General features: G+C 38.6%; 19 protein-coding genes. 8 read left to right on the top strand and 11 right to left on the bottom strand.

Features of this window, described 5'->3' with window-relative positions; translation table 11 throughout:
• The 5 genes from NYE73_RS08355 to NYE73_RS08335 are packed head-to-tail and all read right to left on the bottom strand — an operon-like array spanning position 1 to position 6,002.
• Complete coding sequence (locus NYE73_RS08355; protein ID WP_054550758.1) at positions 1–1,479, bottom strand: cytosine permease; 1,479 nt, start codon at positions 1,477–1,479, stop codon at positions 1–3.
• 31 nt (positions 1,480–1,510) lie between these two features.
• Positions 1,511–2,938, bottom strand: a complete 1,428-nt coding sequence (locus NYE73_RS08350; RefSeq protein WP_259950089.1) for a YlbE family protein — start codon at positions 2,936–2,938, stop codon at positions 1,511–1,513.
• Complete coding sequence (gene fdrA / locus NYE73_RS08345) at positions 2,931–4,484, bottom strand: acyl-CoA synthetase FdrA (protein ID WP_259950087.1); 1,554 nt, start codon at positions 4,482–4,484, stop codon at positions 2,931–2,933. The genes NYE73_RS08350 and fdrA overlap by 8 nt, the downstream gene beginning before the upstream one ends.
• A 2-nt stretch (positions 4,485–4,486) precedes the next feature.
• Positions 4,487–5,362, bottom strand: a complete 876-nt coding sequence (locus NYE73_RS08340) for a DUF2877 domain-containing protein (protein WP_048389949.1) — start codon at positions 5,360–5,362, stop codon at positions 4,487–4,489.
• Between the two features lie 31 nt (positions 5,363–5,393).
• Positions 5,394–6,002 (bottom strand): ankyrin repeat domain-containing protein, encoded by a 609-nt coding sequence (locus NYE73_RS08335; protein WP_081011059.1) that lies wholly within the window; start codon positions 6,000–6,002, stop codon positions 5,394–5,396.
• Positions 6,003–6,216: 214 nt separating this feature from the next.
• Here NYE73_RS08335 and NYE73_RS08330 point away from each other — a divergent pair, with 214 nt between their 5' ends.
• The 4 genes from NYE73_RS08330 to NYE73_RS08315 all read left to right on the top strand — a co-directional run bounded on the left by NYE73_RS08330 (position 6,217) and on the right by NYE73_RS08315 (position 11,586).
• On the top strand, positions 6,217–7,935 hold the full coding sequence (locus tag NYE73_RS08330) for a PucR family transcriptional regulator (RefSeq protein WP_054550754.1): 1,719 nt from the start codon (positions 6,217–6,219) through the stop codon (positions 7,933–7,935).
• Between the two features lie 131 nt (positions 7,936–8,066).
• On the top strand, positions 8,067–9,824 hold the full coding sequence (locus NYE73_RS08325; protein ID WP_115673419.1) for an ABC transporter ATP-binding protein: 1,758 nt from the start codon (positions 8,067–8,069) through the stop codon (positions 9,822–9,824).
• Between the two features lie 14 nt (positions 9,825–9,838).
• Positions 9,839–10,516: a response regulator transcription factor gene (locus NYE73_RS08320; protein ID WP_103117749.1), complete on the top strand. Its 678-nt coding sequence runs from the start codon at positions 9,839–9,841 to the stop codon at positions 10,514–10,516.
• On the top strand, positions 10,513–11,586 hold the full coding sequence (locus NYE73_RS08315) for a sensor histidine kinase (protein WP_259950083.1): 1,074 nt from the start codon (positions 10,513–10,515) through the stop codon (positions 11,584–11,586). The genes NYE73_RS08320 and NYE73_RS08315 overlap by 4 nt, the downstream gene beginning before the upstream one ends.
• A 24-nt stretch (positions 11,587–11,610) precedes the next feature.
• Here NYE73_RS08315 and NYE73_RS08310 read toward each other — a convergent pair whose 3' ends face one another.
• Complete coding sequence (locus tag NYE73_RS08310; protein WP_054550751.1) at positions 11,611–12,198, bottom strand: NAD(P)H-dependent oxidoreductase; 588 nt, start codon at positions 12,196–12,198, stop codon at positions 11,611–11,613.
• A gap of 121 nt (positions 12,199–12,319) precedes the next feature.
• Between NYE73_RS08310 and NYE73_RS08305 the strand changes: the two genes are divergently transcribed.
• Positions 12,320–12,757 (top strand): MarR family winged helix-turn-helix transcriptional regulator, encoded by a 438-nt coding sequence (locus NYE73_RS08305; RefSeq protein ID WP_016994314.1) that lies wholly within the window; start codon positions 12,320–12,322, stop codon positions 12,755–12,757.
• Positions 12,758–13,027: 270 nt separating this feature from the next.
• Here NYE73_RS08305 and NYE73_RS08300 read toward each other — a convergent pair whose 3' ends face one another.
• Entirely contained in the window at positions 13,028–13,150 is a 123-nt protein-coding gene (locus NYE73_RS08300; protein ID WP_256389911.1) for a hypothetical protein, read from the bottom strand.
• Between the two features lie 130 nt (positions 13,151–13,280).
• Between NYE73_RS08300 and NYE73_RS08295 the strand changes: the two genes are divergently transcribed.
• Positions 13,281–14,084, top strand: a complete 804-nt coding sequence (locus NYE73_RS08295) for a YqcI/YcgG family protein (protein WP_016994316.1) — start codon at positions 13,281–13,283, stop codon at positions 14,082–14,084.
• Here NYE73_RS08295 and NYE73_RS08290 read toward each other — a convergent pair.
• Complete coding sequence (locus NYE73_RS08290; RefSeq protein WP_259950081.1) at positions 14,031–15,344, bottom strand: amino acid permease; 1,314 nt, start codon at positions 15,342–15,344, stop codon at positions 14,031–14,033. The two genes, NYE73_RS08295 and NYE73_RS08290, sit on opposite strands and share 54 nt — an antisense overlap.
• A gap of 17 nt (positions 15,345–15,361) precedes the next feature.
• Entirely contained in the window at positions 15,362–16,297 is a 936-nt protein-coding gene (locus tag NYE73_RS08285) for an arginine deiminase family protein (RefSeq protein WP_259950079.1), read from the bottom strand.
• 123 nt (positions 16,298–16,420) lie between these two features.
• Between NYE73_RS08285 and NYE73_RS08280 the strand changes: the two genes are divergently transcribed.
• Positions 16,421–16,864 carry an NUDIX hydrolase gene (locus NYE73_RS08280; RefSeq protein ID WP_103117744.1) on the top strand — a complete coding sequence of 148 codons (444 nt, stop codon included), beginning with the start codon at positions 16,421–16,423 and terminating at the stop codon, positions 16,862–16,864.
• 30 nt (positions 16,865–16,894) lie between these two features.
• Here NYE73_RS08280 and splB read toward each other — a convergent pair whose 3' ends face one another.
• Positions 16,895–17,923 carry a spore photoproduct lyase gene (splB, locus tag NYE73_RS08275; RefSeq protein ID WP_048389930.1) on the bottom strand — a complete coding sequence of 343 codons (1,029 nt, stop codon included), beginning with the start codon at positions 17,921–17,923 and terminating at the stop codon, positions 16,895–16,897.
• Positions 17,924–17,935: 12 nt separating this feature from the next.
• Positions 17,936–18,160, bottom strand: coding sequence for a transcriptional regulator SplA domain-containing protein (locus NYE73_RS08270; protein ID WP_004232790.1), 225 nt, complete (start codon positions 18,158–18,160; stop codon positions 17,936–17,938).
• A 371-nt stretch (positions 18,161–18,531) separates the two neighbouring features.
• On the opposite strand from NYE73_RS08270, the gene NYE73_RS08265 reads away from it, so the two are divergent.
• Positions 18,532–21,630, top strand: coding sequence for a stalk domain-containing protein (locus NYE73_RS08265; RefSeq protein WP_445668867.1), 3,099 nt, complete (start codon positions 18,532–18,534; stop codon positions 21,628–21,630).
• The last annotated feature ends 75 nt before the right edge of the window (positions 21,631–21,705 follow it).

The following is a 21,705-nucleotide window of genomic DNA, read 5'->3' as shown; positions in this document are numbered from 1 at the left end:
CTACACCCCTACTTCTTTTTCTACACTATTTTGAACATTTTGCTGATTAAATTTATATAACAGCGTATATAAAATGAATGACACGATCAGTCCGCTAAAGAAAGCAAAGTTATTTAGCTGTACTAAAAACGGCACACTTTTCAGGAAAGCACCTGACATTGGTAAGAGGAAGCTTATTAATAGAACGATACATGCTACGATGTTATAGCCAGATTTATAAGCTCCATTATGACCTTCTTCCACATAAATCATAGATAAATCTAAACGTCTTTTACGCTCGATAAAGAAGCTAGACAACATAATACCTGCAATCGGTCCAAACATAGAGCCTATAAAACTATAAAAGAAAAATAACGTTTCTGTACTCGATACTAGTTTCCAAGGCAAAATGACTGTGCCAATAATCGCTGTTAAAATACCTGCTGTTTTGACCGTAAATACTTTAGGGAATAAAGTTGTCATTTGTAATCCAGATGGTAATAAATTGCCAAAAACTACAAAAGCTGTTGCGCCTACATTTAAAGCTAAAATTAATACAATCACTGAAAAGGGATTTTGAATTTTATCAATAGCATCTACAATATTAAAAATTGGTTGCCCAAAAGCAATTTCTGTCCCTGCTATTAAACTAATACAAGTAATCGCAAATAATAGATACGAGCCGATCATACCGATGGATAAGCCATAGATCATTGCTTTTGGCGATTTAGCTCTATGCGTAAAATCTGCAATATTTACAATTGGACCAGCCCAGTTAGACACCAATGCGCTAACACATGCAATAAAAACCAATGGACTTTCCATCGTTGTAGAAGGCTTATATTCTAAAATTGGTCCAATTCCTCCAGCAATATTAATTGCCCAAATCGCTGCGCCAATAATGAAAATATAAACAATCGGTGATGAGTATTTACCGAAGACTGTTAGCATATCCATGCCACCTAAAAAAAGTAAAACTGTAATTACCCATAAAATAATATAAGAAATCATAGTCGGAACATCTAAGCCAAAAATAGTGAAGTCTCCACCAATAGACATATAGTTCGGAATGAATCTTGCAAATAATACATTAAGGGATTGAGCGCCCACAACGGTCGTCGTACCAAAGAATACAACCCCAGCAATCAACCCTCGACATAACGCCGGAATAATAGAGCCTTTTACTCCAAATGAATCTCTTAGTAATATGGCAAACGGAATGCCATATTTAGAGGCGGAATATCCATTTAAGCAATAGCCTGCTGAGACGATTACTGCTGAAAGCATAATGGCTAAGAAAACTTGATTAACTGATAATCCTAAGACAAAAAACCCTGCAACCGTCATATAAGACATAATATTGTGAACTGCACCCATCCACACGGTAATGTAGTTAAAGATTCCCCAGTCTCTTTCCTGAGGACCTTTTGGTAAAAGTTCTTCCGAATAGCCAAGTGCTCTATAATCTTGATTGGACTGTTCAATTTTTGCGTGTTCCATAGAAAGCTCCTCCTACTTATAGGAAGTGGGCTTAAGCCCACTTCTCACTAATTATAATTAATGCTTTTTCAAAAGCTTCCATTGGAGGATTTGTAATACCAGCACCAATCATACCGATTCCAGCCTCTTTATGTGCGATAGCTGTATTAATAATTGGAAGAATACCTGATTGGATGACTTTGCGAATATCAATACCAGTAGGAATTCCCATGAAGTTTAATAATGGAATGGTAATATTTTGGTTTTCTGTCGTCGTAATTTCTTTCATTTTACGAGAATAACCAATTGCTTCATCCACTGTTCCACCTACTAAAGCAACGATTGCTGGTGCAGTAGCCATTGCGAAACCACCAATACCGTAAGTTTCTGTAATAGCACTATCCCCTATATCAAGACCTGAATCCTCTGGTTTGTAGCCAGCAAACATCGGTCCGATTACTTTTTGTGCTGGGCCAGTAAACCATGTATTACCTGACATGCCACTAATACGAACACCAAATTCTACACCGTTACGTGCCATTGTTGTCACGACAGTACTATATTCGATTCCATGTGCAGCATCTAATGCACATTTACAGCATGCCATCCATGTAGGACCTGAAAAATAATCACTACTTGCAACGAAATCAAATACTGCTCGCTTCTGTTCAACAGGATAATCTGTTTCTAAGATATATGGTGTCAATGCTTGAATTAATAAGCTTGTACCTGCATTATTACGGTTATGACATTCGTCACCCATGTGGAGCGCTTGTGCAAGCATTAATCGTAGATCGATGCCGTCTTTATTTAATTTCATTGCATCACGTAAAATTGGTCCTAACACATCACGCATCCATATTAATCGCTCGACAACGCTGTCATCGTTGGCACCCATACGCAAGATTTTTGCCATTTGCTCACTTAAATTTGTATAGGCGATATTGCCATACGTTTTATTTTCAACGATGTGCATAAACATCGAAGCAGATGTTACCCCAGCCATTGAACCAACTGCATTATGCTCATGGCAAGGTGAGAATGTAATATCTCCAGACGCCGCTACCTCTGCTGCTTCTTCTAAATCTTTTGCTAATCCTTCGAATACAAGAGCACCCATCACAGCGCCCTTCATTGGGCCATTCATATCTTCCCAAGTAATGGGTGGTCCTGCGTGTAAAATTGTTTTTTTCGTCATGCCAGGTACAACATTGATGGCTTGATCGAAACCAATCAACACGGGTTGAGAGTTCACAATTTTTTCCACCGCAAGACGATTTGCTGCTTCGATTTTTTCAGCAAGTTCTGCTTTATCGATTTTGTTTAGTGCTGCAATAATTTCTGGCTTACCTCCTCCCGGTGGTGACCACTCTAGGTGTGTAGCACTTGCATTTTGTGCTAATATATCATCCTTAAAAAGTTCAATACCTACGTTAATTACGTTAATTTTACTTGTGAAAAGTTCATTAATCTTACTCATGATTTTCTCCTTTCAACACCATTTCTCTAGCAAGTAACCCTGCATTTGTACTACTGCTTGCATGTGTAACACCTGCATCGACTAATTTTTCCACTTGCTCATCTATGTTTGGCGTATCTAAGTCTGTTCCAAGGACATACCCAATGATCTCTAAATGTCTACCTTCTTTTTCAGCAAATTGTTTAGCTTCAATGATGGCGGGAAGCATAACACCTACTGGGTCTTCATGAGAGCCAAAGCCTAATACGAAGTCCATCACAATGACACCAACTGTCGGATCTTTTGCTTCTTGTAAGAAGCGCTCAATGCGAGAAGACGGATCGATCATTGGATGTGGTTTACCATTTGTAAAATCATCATCACCGAAGTCAATGAATGTATGTTCCTGACTCACATTGATATCTTTCAATAAGAAATCAGGATTCTTTTGGATGTTACTGTAAATATTATTTAATTTTTCCATAGCTAGATACATAGATTCATCACAAAGCGTACCGCCACAGAATAACCCACGAATGTATTTTTGCTCTGGCGCTAATTTTGCACGAACCTCTTCAACTAATGGAATGTTAAGCGCACGTTTGTTAATACCTGCTTCATCAATACCTGCTAGTAAGACTGCCTTTAAGGCTGCTTCTTTCGATGTTTTAGCAAATTGTCCACCAGCTGCCACTACAGCCTCTTCATTACCACCTATAAAATAAACCACTACCGGTTTGCTGCATTCTTTAATTTGTGCGAGTACTTTTTTCTCAACACTTGCTTCAGGTGGCTTCGATACAAGTACAATCACTTTAGTGGCTTCATCGGCTTCTAGTGCTTTGATTCCATCAAGCATCATCATACCGCCCACTTCTTTACTTAAATCTCTTCCGCCAGTACCAATCAGTTGTGTGATACCACCACCGAAGTCATGAATGCGAACACTTACTTCTTGGCTACCTGTACCAGATGCCGCTACGATACCGATATTGCCTTTTCTTACAGCGTTTGCAAAGCAAAGTCCTGTATTACCAATAATAGCGGTACCACAGTCTGGTCCCATCATTAATAAGCCTTTTTCATGTGCTAAAGTTTTTAATTCTACTTCGTCTTCAACGCTCACATTATCACTGAAAAGCATCACGTGTAGATCATTTTCAAGTGCTTTGCGTGCTTCGCGAACAGCAAATGCCCCATTGACAGAAATGACCGCAAAGTTTGCATCAGGAATTCCTTGTGCAGCTGAATCAATCGTTGCATATTTAATATCACTTTTTGCTTGTGCTTTATCTTTATTTGTTAGTAATTCTTCCACTGCTAGGTAAGCGCTTTCTATTTGATCCGCATTAGCAGTTTTAACAATAATCATTAAGTCCCCTACTGTTGCTTCCTCCACTTCTGGCGTCATCAAACCAACGTTACGAATGACTCCTTTGTTCATCTCCGTACCCATACCAATAATTGCTTGCTCGACGCCTTCAATTTGATTCGCTTTTGTAGATAGTGACATCAATGACACTGAATCAAAATATGTGTTGCGCTTAATTACGACTTTAATACTCATCATTATCCTCCTAATTTTATATTGGCTTCTAAGCCACTTATCAGCCCTAAGGCAATATCTGTTCCTGAGGAAGAGCCAATAGCAAGCACCTTTCTCAGAGCCTCAATGGATTCCACTTCTGTGCCATATAAAATGGCGTGTATGAATGAACAGATGGACTCCCTTACTTGTCCATATGCTGCCTTCTTCAATGTTGTAAAGCTAATCTCATTGGTCAAAGGCTGAATCACTTTGATGACGCTTTCACACAAAGGTTTATACATAGAACACGGGCTATTTTGTAAGTGAATGATAGCAAATAAGCCTACTAAAAAATCATCCCCTGATGGTGTGAGCCCTGGCCCTAAGCCTACTAAATCAGCAGCATATGCCTGAAAACGATCCAAACGTTGATTCAATATTTCCTCATAAAGTAAAGTTGTACGTTGCTGTAATAATCTCGATGTCTCCGCTTCAAATTCACTGACGGGAGAATCATTACGTTTTATGCCGCCGCCTTTCCCATGTAAATCAATGAATTGTTTTACACGGATCATATTCATTTTTAAGCGTGTACAATTTGCTGGATAAATAGGTAGCTGACATTGCCAACGAGAGGCGGTTGGGATCGCTATTATTAATTTTTCTTCTATTAATAGTTGATTATGGCGAACCGATACCCTGTCATGTTGCTGAATGCCCAGGTGATCCAATGTATCAAGATCAATGACAAGTGTATTGGGTGCCCGATCCATTGCCTTCGTAGCAAGTGTAAAAATTTCATCATTACCATCACTCCGTATATTTAAGGCATGTTTAAACACGCTATGAACCGTTCCCGTAAACGTCGCCACTATTTGCTGCAGGAAATAATCATCACCCAATTTGGCATGTATCATATGTACACCTCTTTATGTCGTAGGAGTACTACTATTTCGCTCCTGCTTCTAGTAGAATTTTTTCAATTTCAGTAAATCCTTTTTCTTTAGCCATTGTTAATGGTGTCACACCATATTGATCCACTAATTGTGTATCTGCTCCATGTTCTACTAATAGACGAACTATTTCTTGTTGCTTTTCTCCCCCATCATTGAGGAGAATGGCTTCAATCAATGGTGTCCATCCACAAATATTTGTATGGTTGACATTGATGTCTGTAGTCGTTACAAGTTCACGAACTACCTCAACAAAGCCCTTCTCACTTGCTGGATGAATCCCTACACCGCCAAAGCGTGTTAAACGCTCTAAATCTGTGTTTGCTTGTAGCATTATTTTCACAAGCTCTAACTTTCCATTTATACATCCATACAAAAATGGGTTTAAACAAATTTGATCTTGAAGGTCAATATCTGCCCCTTCCTGAATTAAAAATTTTACTGTTTCTAACTGATCATTCATCGCAGCAAGTAAAATTGCTGTACGTTTGCGCTTATTTTGAGAATTAATATCCACACCTTGTTGTAAATAACCTTTCAGAGCGTTATTATCACCTGCTTCAGCTGCAGTTAAAAATTCTGAGACCACATTCATATCTACCAATTTCATTCCTCCATTTCTCTGACCTATTGTTCATTTCAACTAAAAAGAAATAAACCACGAGAATGTTACTACTTTCACATTTCCGTCTTACAAGCTTTATTTTATTCTCTTATGCCGTAGATATCATTGTTTAGCAAAACCAAAAAGAATGAAGATCATTTAGGCAATATGTACAATGTTTTGTGATAAGATTATGGCGAAGGAGTGAAATCATTTGCTAACAATTAAAGATATATTAGAGATAAAGGCACTTGAAGGAATTAAAATTGTTGCTGGAGAGCAAGGAATTCACAATGAAATTGCACTTGTGAATATTATCGAAAATCCCGATGCATTTGATTGGCTGACACCGAATGAATTACTGTTAACGACTGGTTACATCTTCCAAGATGACGAAGCCTTACAAAATAAAATTATCCAAGAAATCTCTAAAATCAATTGTGCAGGCCTTGTTATTAAAATGAGACGCTATTTACAAAAGACGCCTCAAAACATGATCGATATTGCCAATCAGCATGGATTGCCGTTATTAGAGTTACCTTATAATTACACCCTTTCCAAGGTCATCTCGATTATCAATGAAAAGGCATCTGGCCGTTATGATCTATTAAATAGAAAATCTTTGGACATGCACAATACGCTATTTAAGGTGGCGCTTGAAGGAGGAGGCATCGAATCTATTTCCTCTAAGTTAGCTGAAACAATTAATAACCCGATTATTTTTTTAGATAATGACTGGAATTTACTGCATTATACAGATCTTGATACGAATCCTGTGCCCCTTGCCTATGGCATTAATTTAAAGAAGAATCGTCCAACATTTTCAAAGGATTTTATAAATACCATTCCGAATGATCTCAATGAAATGCAAAAATCCATTACACGAATCTATCAATTAGAAGATCTAGCCGTAAAATGTAGAATTCTTCCTGTTGCAGTAGCCAACTATATTTATGGCTATATTGTCATTTGGCAAACTGTACGGGATCTGAATGAGTTTGATTTCATCGTTTTAGAGCAAGCCTCCACGATTGTGGCACTAGAAAGGATAAAACAGAAGGAAATTGAGGGTGTACGTCTAAAGATTAAACAAGAGTTTTTTGATGATTTATTGACTGGAAAAATCACTTCGCTTGAAACGCTACAAACACTATGCGATCTCCACGGCTTAAAGATCAACCATAAATATTATTGCATCGTCATCTCTATTAGCCATGAAAATTTGCAAAACCAGCATGATTTAATTTCTAGAAAATACGAAACCGATAATATTGCAAAAAAATGTATGAATTTAATTTATGAGCACTCTAGCACAATTAATGGGGAAATTACATGCCTTTATCGCAACAATCAAATCATTATATTAGTTGGACAGCAAGACAGCAAACAAGATTTCACGATCAATGAAACAAAGCAATACGCAGAAAACATTCTCCAATTATTAGTACAGCAACATACGCAAAGCTCTTTCTTAATGGGAATTGGCAAAGAATATAAACATATACGTTTTGTCCATAAAAGCTTTGCAGAGGCACATGAAGCTCTCCGTCTTATGCACCGCTTCGAAGAGCGTGGAGCAGTGGCTCATTATGCGGATCACTCCATTTATCATTTTTTAGATTCGAATATTAATGAAGTGCAGCTAAAGGACTTTTTCTTAGAAAGCTTGGGTTCTGTCTTTGAGCATGATCTATTACATGGGACAAGCTATCTACTTACATTAGAAAATTACTTTATCAATCATATGAATATAAGTGAAACAGCCAAGGAAATGTTTATCCATCGCAATACGTTAATTTATCGGATTGAAAAGATTAAAGAAATTTTAAAAACCGATTTAAAAAGCTATGAGGAGCTGTTACAAATCCAGCTAGCCTTAAGAATCTATCGCTTGCTTGGTAAGTCTTTATACCACGATGAATTTGCAGACTAGTATCAAAAGGTGGTGATCGCATCACCTTTTTTGATGACCATTCATTTCATATTCAGTTCATAAACGCATGCTATAGTAAAGCCATAGAAACGAAATACATTGTTTTCAGACAATGAAGGAGGCTTATTTCTTTGCAAGAAACATCAAATGATATGTCTAAACAAAAAGATTGGCGCCGTTTTATACAGTTAGTAAAACGTGCCGAACCACCGATATGGCTACTTGTCATCGCTTTAGTGATGAGTTTAGCAACGACAGGTGTAGGGTTTATTGTTCCATTATTTACAAAACAATTAGTGGATGGCTTTTCGTTAGAATCGCTTAATTATTGGCAAATTATTGTACTAGGTATTGCCTTTATCGCACAGGCTATTGCCAGTGGCTTATCCATCTATTATTTAAATCGAGTTGGACATCATGTTGTGGCAAAATTACGTGACCAGCTATGGCGAAAGCTGTTGCATTTACCAATCCCCTATTATGATGAACATGATACAGGCGAAACATTGAGCCGTGTTACGAATGACACAGGGGTTGTGAAAGAGCTTATAACAGAGCATTTAGCAAACTGTTTATCTGGCGTTATTTCCATTATAGGTTCTATCATCATTCTTCTATTTTTAGATTGGAAAATGACATTAGTCATGCTGATTGCCGTACCACTGGCTATGGTGATCTTAATGTTGTTAGGGCGACGCATGTTTGTGATTTCAAAAGGGATGCAAGATGAAACAGCAAAATTTACGTCTGTATTAAATCAAGTTTTACCTGAAACGCGCCTAGTCAAGGCTTCAAATGCTGAGCAAATTGAATATGAGCGTGGAAAAAAGGGCATTACGAATCTCTTTACATTTGGCTTAAAAGAAGCAAAAATTCATGCACTGATTTCCCCGCTGATTTCATTCGTTCTGATGTCTGTGCTTGTAGCTATTATTGGCTATGGTGGTGTCCGTGTTTCCTCTGGAGAGCTGACGGCTGGCGATATGGTGGCATTTATTTTATATTTAATCCAAATCATTATGCCAATGACGCAATTAACGATGTTCTTTACCCAGCTCCAAAAAGCCATGGGTGCTACAGAACGAATTAGTGCATTGCTTGAATACGAGGAAGAACATATTGAAGAAGGCTTAACAGTAGAAAAAATAGATCAACCCATTTATCTTAAAAATGTTGATTTTTCTTATGGTGAGGAGCCCATTTTATCCGATATTAACTTCACAATTGAGCCAGGCAAAGTAACAGCCATCGTTGGACCAAGTGGTGGCGGTAAAACAACTACATTTTCACTGCTAGAACGATATTATCAGCCAACGAACGGCAGTATCACACTAGGAGATACACCAATCGAAACTTTTTCACTCCACTCTTGGCGCAGTCAAATCGGCTATGTAGCGCAGGAAAGTGCCCTGCTCTCAGGTACGATTCGAGAAAACATTTGCTATGGTATAGACCGTGAAGTGCAAGATGATGAGCTAGAAAAAGTGGCTAAAATGGCCTATGCAGATCAATTTATTAACGAGCTTCCAGATAAGTTCGATACTGAAGTTGGAGAACGAGGCATCAAGCTTTCAGGAGGACAACGTCAGCGTATCTCTATCGCAAGAGCGCTCTTACGTAATCCGCAAATATTAATGCTGGATGAGGCAACATCAAGCTTAGATAGTAATTCAGAAATTTATGTACAAAAAGCATTAGACAACTTAATGCAAGGACGCACAACACTAGTCATTGCGCACCGTTTATCGACAGTGGTAGATGCCGATCAAATATTGTTTATTGAGAAAGGGCATATTACAGGCTGTGGTACACACGAAACACTCTTTGAAACACATGCTATGTATCGTGAGTTTGCCATGCAGCAATTACGCATTAAAGACGTAGAATAAAGGGGTTTGTTGAGATGACAAAACTATTAGTCGTGGATGATGATGCACATATTCGCGAATTGGTAAAAGTGTTTCTGCAAAACGAGGGCTTAGAAGTAATAGAGGCTATCGATGGTGTCGATGCACTGTCTAAATTAGACACTGAGAAAGTCGATATGGTCGTGATGGATATTATGATGCCCAACATGGATGGCTGGGCATTATGTGAGGAAATACGTTCATTCAATACAGATCTACCAATCCTTATGCTAACAGCTAAAGGAGAAACCTCTCAAAAAATCAAGGGCTTTCATTTAGGGACAGATGATTATCTTGTGAAGCCATTCGAGCCTGCCGAGCTAATCGTACGTGTTAAGTCTATTTTAAAAAGATATCGTATCTCCCTTTCTCAAGTTGTAGAGGCTGGTCATGTCAAATTAAATCGCCATACACATGAAGTGGAAATGAACGGCGAGACGATTCTCCTTCGTTTGAAGGAGTTCGAGCTATTATTTACACTTGCAAGCTATGTTGGCAAAACCTTTTCCCGTGAACAGTTGATCGAAGAAATCTGGGGCTACGACTATGAGGGAGATGAACGAACAGTTGATGTCCATATCAAAAGAATACGAGAACGCTTTCCACAGGAGACGAGTGGCTTTGTCATTCGCACCATTCGTGGTCTTGGTTACCGCTTGGAACTAGGCACATGAGAAAACGAAGATTCTTGTTAAGATTAGCGATGGTCTTTTGCCTGTTTCTGATTGCAAACACCGTTTTCGCTTTTATTTCCTATCATGTAACTTCATGGCTTTATGGACGGTTAGGAACTGAGCCTCATGGATTTTGGCTACAACTAGCAACAGTGATTGGGGTGTTTGCACTCTTTGCCTGTTCAGCTGCCATTATCTTTTTAATCGGACTAAATCGACAACGTAACTATTGGGATACGATTGTAGATGCATTAAGCCGCATGGCAAAAGGTGATTTTGATGTTCAGCTGGATTTGAGAGCAGATGAGGAGGATCAATTTGGGCAATTGATTCATGGTATTAATCATATGGCTGTTGAGTTAGGTGAACTGGAAAGAATGCGTCAGGAGTTCATTTCCAATGTCTCCCATGAAATTCAATCACCTTTAACATCTATTAATGGCTTTGCCAAGGCTTTGAAAAATATTAACCTACCTGAAGAAAAACGTCAGCATTATTTAGCTATAATTGAATTAGAAAGTAATCGTTTATCAAAAATTAGCGACAATTTGCTCAAGCTAACTTCCTTAGAATCGCAGCACCATCCATTTGAGCCTATAACTTATCGACTCGATAAACAATTACGCAATGTTGTGCTGGCACTAGAACCGAATTGGTTAGCCAAACAGATTGACTTTGATCTCGATCTTGATAACCTGAGCATCACTGCAGATGAGGATTTGATGAATCAAGTCTGGATGAATTTACTGACAAACAGTATTAAGTTTACACCTACCAATGGAACCATCTCATTATCTATGAAAAAGCAGTTCGACACGATAACCGTTCGGGTTCAAGATACTGGCATAGGCTTAACCGAAGAACAACAAAAGCATATTTTCGAAAGGTTTTATAAGGCCGATCAATCGCGAACTGCTGGAAATGGCGGTAGCGGATTAGGGCTAGCCATTGTCAAAAAAATAATTGAGATGCATCATGGAACCATTGCTGTAGAAAGCCAAATAGCAGAATATACAAGATTTTTGATTACTGTCCCCATCGACAGTACGGCAACTCATGCAAACGACTAACCCCGTCTGCATGAGTTGTTTTTTCTAGTATGCTACTTTACTAAAGTATCGATATACTTTATTTAGTTTTTGCTGTTGCTTCCCCTTTTTACTTTCCATATTACCAAACTCAAAAAACTTCACTTTTTTCATTCCAACAAATTTAAACAACGCCCTTTTCATTAAAATTTTATGTGCATTGTTTAACCATAAAAATGGATAATTGGTTGGCCCCTTCATCGTGGACACACAGACTACAGACTTCCCTTTTAAAAGACCCTCTGGAAATAAACCCTTTGTATCTCGATAAGCAAAATTTGCTGCAAATAATTGGTCGATATATCCTAACAGCATGGCTGGCGGTCTCCCCCACCAGATCGGATAAACAAATACAATTTGATCTGCCCAAGAGAGCTGTTGGCGGTATTTTTCCATTTTCGGATCCCGATACATATCACGACGTCGTTTATGTTCATGGAAAATTAAGCGTGGATCGAACTCTTCTTCATATAAATCTAGTATCTGAATCTCCTCGATGGTAGGATTCTCTCGACACCCCTTTATCACTTCTTGTAAAAAAGCATAATTTAAACTTTTATGGTTGGGATATGTATAAACAATTAACGTTTTCATTGTGCGCCTCCTCGTTACTTATCATTTGATAACAAAATAATAATTCATTTCATTTTAGTTGTCAAATGATAATTGTTTTAGGACAAGTTATTTGTTATCTTGACAGTAAGAGGTGATCCCATTGAATAAAAGCGCTTTATTTCATCAGTTTGTAGCATTTACAGCCACAATCCATCAAGTGACACATGATCTCACACAAAATGTTAACACTGCGAATATTACACCGCTACAATATAAAATTCTTGAATATATTAAAGTAAGCCAACCTGTCACACCAACGGAAATCAGTGAATGTCAGCATATGTCCCTACCCAACACAAGCCGTGAACTTCGGAAATTGCAGGAACGGCAGCTAATCGAAAAATTTAACGACACAGCCGACCGCAGAAAGCAGTATGTCCGTTTATCCAAAGAGGGTGAAAAAATGATGGAGGAGGCATTTGCCTGTATCGAAGAACGCTTTTTACAGCTTATTCAACACGCAACACAGGATGATCTAAAGGACATCCAACATGCTCTAACCATTTTAGAGGAAAAGGTTTTACAGCAAAACGGCTAAGACCATGCTGCTTTTCGGGTGTGGTGATCGCTACTATTGGAGAAGCAGGAGGCGAGATCTTTTTTGACTGAAATTGCTCTTGCTTTGGTTTGAAGTGATCATTTTTTCAAAACCGATCTTTTCTTTGCTCGAAGTGATTATTTTTTGTTCAAAACCGCTCTTTCCTTTGCTCTAAGTGATCCCTTTTCAATCGCTACCGCTCTTTCTTTGGTTTAAAGTGCTCGCTTCTGATTCAAAGCCGCTCTTTTATTGGCTTGAAGCACTCTCTTTTCATGCAAAGCCGTTCTTTTCTTGGTTCGAAGCGCTCTCTTTTACTTCAAATTGCTCATCTCCTTGCTCAGAGTGATCACTTCTAAACCAAAACTGCTCATTCTTCTTTAAGGAATTATTCATCTTACACGCAAAAAGGTTAGCCATAATTTGACTTGAATCATTAAAAATCTTTAGTGTCACGCACCACAGATTCGTAACCACTTTGTCTTTTCTTTAATAGTATAAAGGTGAGTAGAAGGAGGAGTCTCAAGTGGAAGTAGTGTTTGATCGGGAGTGGATTGAAGAACAGTTTGATACACTTCCATTATGGCAACGGTCAGCCTATACAGATTTTGCTGCCACGATTGCGGATGAAGCAAATACGTTTCCGTGTATACCAGCAAGAATGGGCTTTTTATCAAACCATTTGCGCTATAGTTTTGTCGGGGATCCACGGGAAGAGCAATCGATTAAAATGTTAGCACAATGCTTAAAGGACTATACGAAAGCATCACGAACTTTCGGAAAGTATACAACTCTTACTGTGTTCTTTCATACCCCTCACGATATGCAAGATAGCTTTGAGGTAGCAGATTATCAGCAGTTATTTTGGTCCATATTAAATAATTTAACCAATTTGGATGAGATGAATTGGCCTGAAGGAATACCAATGGAGCCTACTCACCATGAATGGGAGTTTTGCTTTCATGGTGAACCCTATTTTATCTCTTGTGCAACACCAGCCCATAAATTGCGAAAGAGTCGTCATTTTTCCACTTTATTAATGGCCATTCAACCCCGTTGGATATTCGATGATATAAACGACACCACAGCCTTTGGGCGAAAAATCAAAAAGCTCATTCGTCAGCGGATTGCAGACTACGACACAGTCCCAGGACATCCAGATTTGAAATGGTATGGGCAAGAAGATAGTTATGAATGGAAGCAGTACTTCTTAAGTGATGATAACCATAGTCCATCCAAATGTCCTTTTTTAAGGATGTCTCAGGAAAACGGTTCATTACGTAATGTTTTTTTGCCTTTTCACAACAATCCAGGTCGCCACACTGATTAAGACTATAAAGAGCAGGCTCACATAAAAACCGAGTCTGCTTGTTTTTTCACCTAAAGTTCCAGATACCGTCACAGCAATGAGCAACATCCCCATAGCATTCTTTACATGCCCCCACTTAGTTAACTCCATGAGCTTCCAGTAGGTCACTAAAATAAAAAGCCAATTATAGATCAACATTAAACCCGCCGCTGTAATTAAATATTCAAAGATTTTTTCTGGCATCAAAAAACCAATTACAATCGTAATTACTAGCCCACACGTTAAAAATAAAAAGGCTGGAAAAGGAACTTTCATTTTTCCTTTCTTTGCAAGGACTGCCGGTGCATCATGATCCTCTGCAAGTGTAGTGAGAATGGTGATCACCGCGTAAAGCGAGGCCACCATTGTTGAAAAACCAGCAATGATTAGCACACCATTAAAGATATCTGCCACAAAAGGGATATGGTGTCCTTGAAGCGCTGTAATAAAAGGACTTTCATCAATCGAAAAGTCTTTCCACGAAACGAGTACTAATGCAAGGGCGATGGCCATGATAAAAATAACGGTAATCACGATCAGCATAATTCTCCCCGCTTTTGGCGCCTCTTTTGGATTTTTCAAATCGATGACCATTAAACCCATCACTTCAATTCCTCCGTAGGCATAAAAGGCATAAAGTAATCCGAGCCAAATACCTTTTAGTCCTTGTGAAAAAAATGCTTCATAATTAGCTTGAAGTGAAGCCATTGTAGTAGATGGTGTACCTTTCATGATGATGACCACTGCTACAATAATGAACATAATGATGGCAGCTGCCTTTAAGGCACCGAAGATATTTTGGAAATTTTCAAAGCCCTTCATGCCTGTGAGAATAACGACTAAACCAATAGCAGCATAAATCGATGCAGCAATCCACAGGGGCAGTGCCGGAAACCAAAATTTCGTAAAAATGCCGAGCGCCATCAACTGGCTTCCCATGATTAATAGCTCAGAAATCAAGTACACCCAGCCATTGCTAAATCCTGCCCAGCGTCCAAAGGCTTGCTTGGCATAGGTACGAAAAGAGCCTTTATCTGGATTTTCCACAGACATTTTAACAAGTGCATCATACACGATATACGTACAAATGGCCGCTAATAAAAAAGGTATTAATACCGCAGGCCCACTTTTATGAATGGCCATACTTGTCCCAAGAAAAAAGCCAGTGCCCAAAGTACAACCGATACCAAGAAGCGAAAGCTGCCACCAGGCCATACTTCCTTTAGCTGATTTTGAAGTCATTTGTTCTCAACCCTTCGTTACGTTCTTACCAATGGCAATATCATACATCGAATGCCACCACCGCCTTTTTCAAGCTCAGTGACATCAACTTCAAGCAAGTTTTTATTCTTCAGCAGTGGATGCGCTAATAATTGTTGTTGTGTTGCCTGCTTGCTTATCAACAGTGTTTCTGGATTCAGGTTAATAAAGTTGATGTCTGGAATGGTCTTATACGAGTTCAGCCAGTAAACATCCAAACCATGACGCTTTAAAAATGACTCTACCATATCAAAACGACTGCTTTGAGCTGTTAACACCTGAATAGGAAAATGGCGTACAAAGCTTTTAGCAACAACCAGATTCGCATTTACAACATTACAATTCATATCTAAATGCAGCGTATCATTGCTTTTCGGTAAATCAATTATGGCAATTTCAGAAAACCCCTCTTGAAAAATGCCTTCCTTTAAGCTTTCGATAGCTTCTATCGAAGTTCTCATTCCAAGATTAATAAGTACAGCATCTTTATTTAAAATTAACAAATCTCCACATTCGAAGGAATGAAGCGGCTGCAAATTAGCTTTCCATTGTTGTGGAAACCATTTTTCTAATAGTGAATGTGCAAGAGGGTACTCTGGTTTTCTAAGTGAGGTTCCAGCATTTCCAAGTAAAAGCCGATTCCCAATGACACAGGCTAGGTCACGCACAAAATAACGATTGAGGAGCTGCTCACTTAATAGCTGCTGATCGTGGGCTAGTTCTCTTGCATAATCAAGTACATGTACCCCTGCGTTTTCGAATGTTGTCTTTAATGCCATGAAATTATCCATCGCCTTCTGATGGTTGACCGTATCACTCCAACCAACCTGCTCTGCTATTGTTAAATCCGTTACATCTACGAGTGAAGGTGCACAAAGCATCACTACTTTCAGTTCTCCATGTTCTGACCAACAATTTAGTTGAAATGAATCCATTCAAGTATTCTCTCCTTCTTCACAACAATCTCTGTTAGCGTTACCATTGACTTTCAGATTATACAAAGACCATAATTAAGAAGAATTTACCAATTAAAACTATTTAGAGAAAGGGGTGTCATTATGGAATACTATAAATTTTTAAGACAGTATGTAGGACACCAACCAATTATTTTACCTGGATCGGTGGTTCTCATTCTTAATACTGAAAACGAAATATTACTACAAAAAAGATATGATGGCGGTTGGGGGCTCCCTGGAGGCTTAATGGAATTAGGCGAGAGCTTAGAGGATACTGCCAAAAGAGAGGTACAAGAAGAGACAGGACTAGCCATCACAGATTTACAGTTATTAGGTGTTTTTTCTGGTCCGGATTGTTACCTTCAAGTTTCGAATGGGGACGAATTATACGCCGTTACAGCAGTCTTCTATACAAGAAATGTGCTTGGTAATTTAGTGATTGATTACAATGAATCAGAGACAATGCAATATTTCTCTCTTTACCATTTACCAAACGATTTAAAAGATCGTCGATATATTGAACCATATATCGCACAATTAATTTAGAGAGAAAACAAGCCGTTCTCTCTCTAATTATCATGTAAAATATTCTAATTTTGCTTGAGGAAAAAATTTCTGCATATAGCGATACAAATGTTCCTTAATGTCTTCCTCTTCCTCTTTTTGATAAATATATTTACCAATGCCATATTTGCCCCATTTATATCGTCTTACCGTCTCGTCGAGCTCTAGCTTTGTCATTGGATAATTTTTTTCAATCACTCGTTTTGCAGGCTTTGTAAAGCGATGTTGAATAAATTCAAAGGTGATGTCATCGCGCACATCCTTTGGCAATTCAGCGTCCAATCGCTCAAACATATGATAATAGCCCTCCTGCCAGCCATCATGAAGATAGATTGGCGCAACAATAAATCCGAGTGGGTATCCAGCTCTTGCCACTTTCCCCGCTGCCTCAATGCGCTTTTCCAATGGTGATGTACCTGGCTCAAAGTGCTTAATCACATAATCAGCATTGACACTAAAACGAAACCTTGTACGACCATTATGCTTAGCATCTAATAAATGATCCACATGATGGAATTTCGTTACAAATCGTAACTGACCTAGCTCACTTTGTCCAAAATGCTCAATGGCTCGCTTTAAGGTATGCGTAAGATGATCAATTCCTACAATATCAGAAGTACAGGATGCCTCAAAGCGAGTGATGTCAGGTGCTCGTTCAGCCATATAGTGATCGGCCTGTTCTAGGATTTCATCGACATTGACATACGTCCGAATATAAGGTTTGCTGCCCATAGTTGTTTGTAAATAGCAATAATGACAATGTCCCATACAGCCAGTCGCAAATGGGATGGCATATTCCGCTGAGGGCTTAGATGTATCAAACTTTAATGTTTTTCGAATACCCACTACTAAGGTCGATTTTGCTACCCGATACTTTTGAAAATCATTGTCTCCAGGAAGGTTTCTCACTTGATTATGGGAAGTTGTATAGCGAATTTCAATTCCCATCTGCTCAAACTTCTCTTTTAGCTCCTGACCTAATGGATACTGGAGGGCATCTGGCTCAAAATAAACAAGCTGAGGGGTAAATGGCTTTATCATGTGAGTCCTCCCTTAATGAAAATACTGGTGATAGGCCTGTTCAGCCGCCATCTCGCTTGCAAAAATCACCATGTCATTCGTGATTGGATAATAGGTTTCAAATAAAAATAGAGCTAGCTCCTCTGGTTTTTCTGGATGATAAACGACTGCCGCTTCCTGTATATTCGTTACATCTTGAATATGTGGATTGCGGTAAAAAATATAAACAATATCACCCACATCAAATGGTTGTTGCATCTCTTCACCTTCCTCTGCCTTTCCCTTAGTTTGGTGAAAGTGTACAAAAAATATGTCATAAAAAATTTAGTTGGTAATATACATACAGTCGTGCAGTTATTTTAAGAAAATTGCACTTCCCGTAAATTGTAACACTTCAATTTAACCTGCTTTATTCAATTCTCCTACGTCGAATAGTGTGAGGTTATCCACTCAAAATTCCCTTACTCTTTTCAATCATCTTGTAAGGAAAGTAAGCCAGAATAAGTATCAAAACTGCATGATGGTTAAATTTTCTTCAAAAGGTAAAAGGGTGAAACTTTTAGGATGCTCATACGTTAAATTAGATGTCATGCTAAGTCATTCAAATGGCATGAAGAAGGGTGGAATTTATGAAAAAAATATGGACTTTACTTTTTGCTGTGATACTTATTGTACCGTTAGTATTGCAGCCGGCAACCGCACAAGCTGCAAAAGCCATCACAATTAATGTGGATGGGGTGCAATTAAAAACCGATCAGCCACCAGCGATGATTCAAGGACGTGTTATGCTACCACTTAGAGCGATCTTTGAAGCATTGAATGCAAGCGTAAACTGGGACCAAAAGACTCAAACAGTCACAGGGATAAAAGGTGATACAACGGTAGTTCTCAAGATTAAATCGAAGACAGCTACTATTAATAACCAGACAGTAACGCTTGATGTACCAGCACAGGTATTAAAAGGTAGAACAATGGTACCAGTACGCTTCGTCAGTGAAGCACTTGGGCAGGATGTTGATTGGAACTCAGAAAAACAGCAAGTATCTATTAAATCTGACACGCCAAGTAATATCAGTATTGCTCCAGCGAGCAATGTGTCAGTTCGAGATGTGAATGATCAGGGAGATGGGCGTGATCTTGAGGTTAGCTTCTCTAAATCGTCTACAGAATCATATGTAGATCATTATCGGGTTATGGTTGTGAAGGCTTCTAAAAGTTTTAATTTGTCATCAGCTCTTAAAGTCTCCTCTTCTAATTATTCGGTGGTATCGACTTCAAATGCGAATCGTGCCATAACTTTATTGCAAAGCTCACGAGATGTGGACGGAGACTACATAAAAAATGATCAGTCTTATGTGGTTTATATACTTGCCATTGGCAAAGGTTCTTATTCTAGCGTACTATCAACTTCTTCTCCGAAGATTACTCTAACAAACATGTCTACTGTTACAGCGGTAACAAATGTGAAGATTAGCGATATTAACGATTTTGGCGATGGACGTGATGTCTCAGTTAGCTTTACTCGTCCACAGAATGATAGCAATACGTCCAATTACCGTGTGTTTATAGTAAAGACCAAGGATGCTAACAATTTTAGTCTTACCACTGCGAATAATTTATCCAGCAATTATTATACAACAGTGGACAAATCGGGAAGCAACGGCAGTACGTTGATAGCAACTCTGTCCTCCTCAACACGAGATACTTCAGGTGACTTTATAAAGAATAACGAATCCTACACAGCGTTCGTTATGTCTGTAAGTAATACAAATTCTAGCATGAATAAACTCTCACCTGCTTCATTAGCAGTAACGCTTACTGTATCTACTCCGATTATTACACAAGTAGATGATGTTAATGATTTTGGCGATGGACGCGATTTGAGAGTTAGCTTCAACAAAATGTCTGATGAATCGAATGTTCTCTCTTACCGAATTTTTGTTGTAAGAGCTAACAACTATACGAACTTTACATTGACAAAAGCCAACAGTTTACCTAACACTTATTACACACAAGTGAACAAAACAGGCAACAATATTACGCAGATGCTCTCTGCAGGAGCAAAAGATACTGACGGTTATGCTATTCAAAATGGCGTTAGCTACCGTGTATTTATTATGGCAGTAACTAATAACTCTGCAAATAATGTGCTTTCTCCAGCCTCCAATATGATTTCGCTGCTAAGCAACAATGTGGGTGCAGTGTCGAATATCATTGCCAGCGATGTGAGTGATAATGGTAACGGTCGTGACCTCTTTGTGTCATTCAATAAAGCTGCTGATGAGGCACCTATTAATCACTATCGGGTTATGGTGGTACCAACAGCAAATTACAATAATTTTAGTCTGACGGATGCTAATAGCGTATCCAGCAGCAATTACACGACTATTAACAAATCTGGGAAAACCACATATGAGCAAGCGTTAACTGAAAATACTCGGGATGTACGCGGAAATACTATTAAAGAAGGTACGAACTACCGTATCTATGTATTGACGGTTGCCAATGGAAATACCTTAGGAAACAATGCGCTAACTGCCGCAACATCTACGATTACACTAACTAAAAACTTCACAGTGCAAGCTGTAACTAATCTGAATGTTGCAGATATCGATGATAAAGGGGATGGCCGTGATGTGCAAGTAACATTCACGAAGCCTACAGATGAATCGAATGTTAATCATTATCGGATTCTAATGGTACCAACTGCCTATTACAGTAGCTTTAATCTTTCACAAGCCAATAGTAGCTCTTATTACATCACAGAAGGCAAAGGTGGAAATTTAGTAGCGAATAGAACGTTAGATGGGATTAGGGATGTACGAGGTAATTTTATTACAGAAGGAACTAGCTATCGCGTCTATGTACTGACTGTTGCAAATGGTAACTCTTCAAATGCCTATGCTCTATCCTCTCCTTCAGCTGTGATTACAATTAGTAAAAGCAAAGCTGTTCAGGCAGTAAGCAATATTAATGTAAGCGATGTTGGTGATTATGGAGATGGTCGAGACCTACAGATATCGTTTACAAAACCTTCTGATGAATCAAATATAGATAGTTACCGTATTCTAGTTGTACCCGCATCAAAGGCAAATGACTTTGATCTGAACACAGCTATTAGAGCAACTAATTATACAAGTTGGGGTAAAGGCCAATATAGTATGGAATTGGGAGCTACTAGTAGAGATACAGACGGAAGACTTATAACGAATGGCGAAGAATATCGCGTATATATCTTGTCTGTAGGTGGTGGAAATTCTAAGGAAATGTATAGCTTATCCTACCCATCTTCCTACATTGTTTTGGAAGACCTTTCAGCCGCTGGATCAGTGGAGAAAGTGACACTTAGTCTCTTGAATAAGGGATATAAATATAACGATATTAACATTAGTTTCGATGTCAAAAATGGTCAAAGCGTAACGGAGTATAGAGTGTTTATGTTGCCGAAGGATAAAGCAGAAAGTTTCAAATTGGGGGATGCTATTAGCAATCCAAATAGCACCAGAATTCAACCGAATCCTCTCTCCAACGTTAGCCAAGCGCTAAGCAAACCAGTAGATGCATTTGGTAATCAACTTGATTCATCTACAGAATATGTTGCTAAGGTTCTGATTTTGGCGAAAGGAACTTATTCGCTATCGAACACATCCAATAATTCGGTGCAACTCAATAAATCTCCTGATAATAACAATAATGAGGCACCCCAAGACCCTCAAATTAATCAATAGGTCAATTATTTTTTCATAGCTGGGACTCCTTATGGCGCTTCATGTACCATAAGGAGCCCTTGTTGTTTTGTAATT

The organism is Lysinibacillus sp. FSL K6-0102 (assembly GCF_038003545.1).
Classification (GTDB): Bacteria; Bacillota; Bacilli; order Bacillales_A; family Planococcaceae; genus Lysinibacillus; species Lysinibacillus capsici.
Note: the sequence above shows the minus strand (reverse complement) of the source record. Positions and strands in the feature narration are given on the sequence as shown.

Coding starts and splice junctions, on each gene's coding strand:
- NYE73_RS08355 (WP_054550758.1), bottom strand. CDS start 1,479: ATGGAACACGCAAAAATTGAACAGTCCAATCAAGATTATAGAGCACTT.
- NYE73_RS08350 (WP_259950089.1), bottom strand. CDS start 2,938: ATGAGTAAGATTAATGAACTTTTCACAAGTAAAATTAACGTAATTAAC.
- fdrA (WP_259950087.1), bottom strand. CDS start 4,484: ATGAGTATTAAAGTCGTAATTAAGCGCAACACATATTTTGATTCAGTG.
- NYE73_RS08340 (WP_048389949.1), bottom strand. CDS start 5,362: ATGATACATGCCAAATTGGGTGATGATTATTTCCTGCAGCAAATAGTG.
- NYE73_RS08320 (WP_103117749.1), top strand. CDS start 9,839: ATGACAAAACTATTAGTCGTGGATGATGATGCACATATTCGCGAATTG.
- NYE73_RS08315 (WP_259950083.1), top strand. CDS start 10,513: ATGAGAAAACGAAGATTCTTGTTAAGATTAGCGATGGTCTTTTGCCTG.
- NYE73_RS08310 (WP_054550751.1), bottom strand. CDS start 12,198: ATGAAAACGTTAATTGTTTATACATATCCCAACCATAAAAGTTTAAAT.
- NYE73_RS08300 (WP_256389911.1), bottom strand. CDS start 13,150: ATGAATAATTCCTTAAAGAAGAATGAGCAGTTTTGGTTTAGAAGTGAT.
- NYE73_RS08290 (WP_259950081.1), bottom strand. CDS start 15,344: ATGACTTCAAAATCAGCTAAAGGAAGTATGGCCTGGTGGCAGCTTTCG.
- NYE73_RS08285 (WP_259950079.1), bottom strand. CDS start 16,297: ATGGATTCATTTCAACTAAATTGTTGGTCAGAACATGGAGAACTGAAA.
- NYE73_RS08280 (WP_103117744.1), top strand. CDS start 16,421: ATGGAATACTATAAATTTTTAAGACAGTATGTAGGACACCAACCAATT.
- splB (WP_048389930.1), bottom strand. CDS start 17,923: ATGATAAAGCCATTTACCCCTCAGCTTGTTTATTTTGAGCCAGATGCC.
- NYE73_RS08270 (WP_004232790.1), bottom strand. CDS start 18,160: ATGCAACAACCATTTGATGTGGGTGATATTGTTTATATTTTTTACCGC.
- NYE73_RS08265 (WP_445668867.1), top strand. CDS start 18,532: ATGAAAAAAATATGGACTTTACTTTTTGCTGTGATACTTATTGTACCG.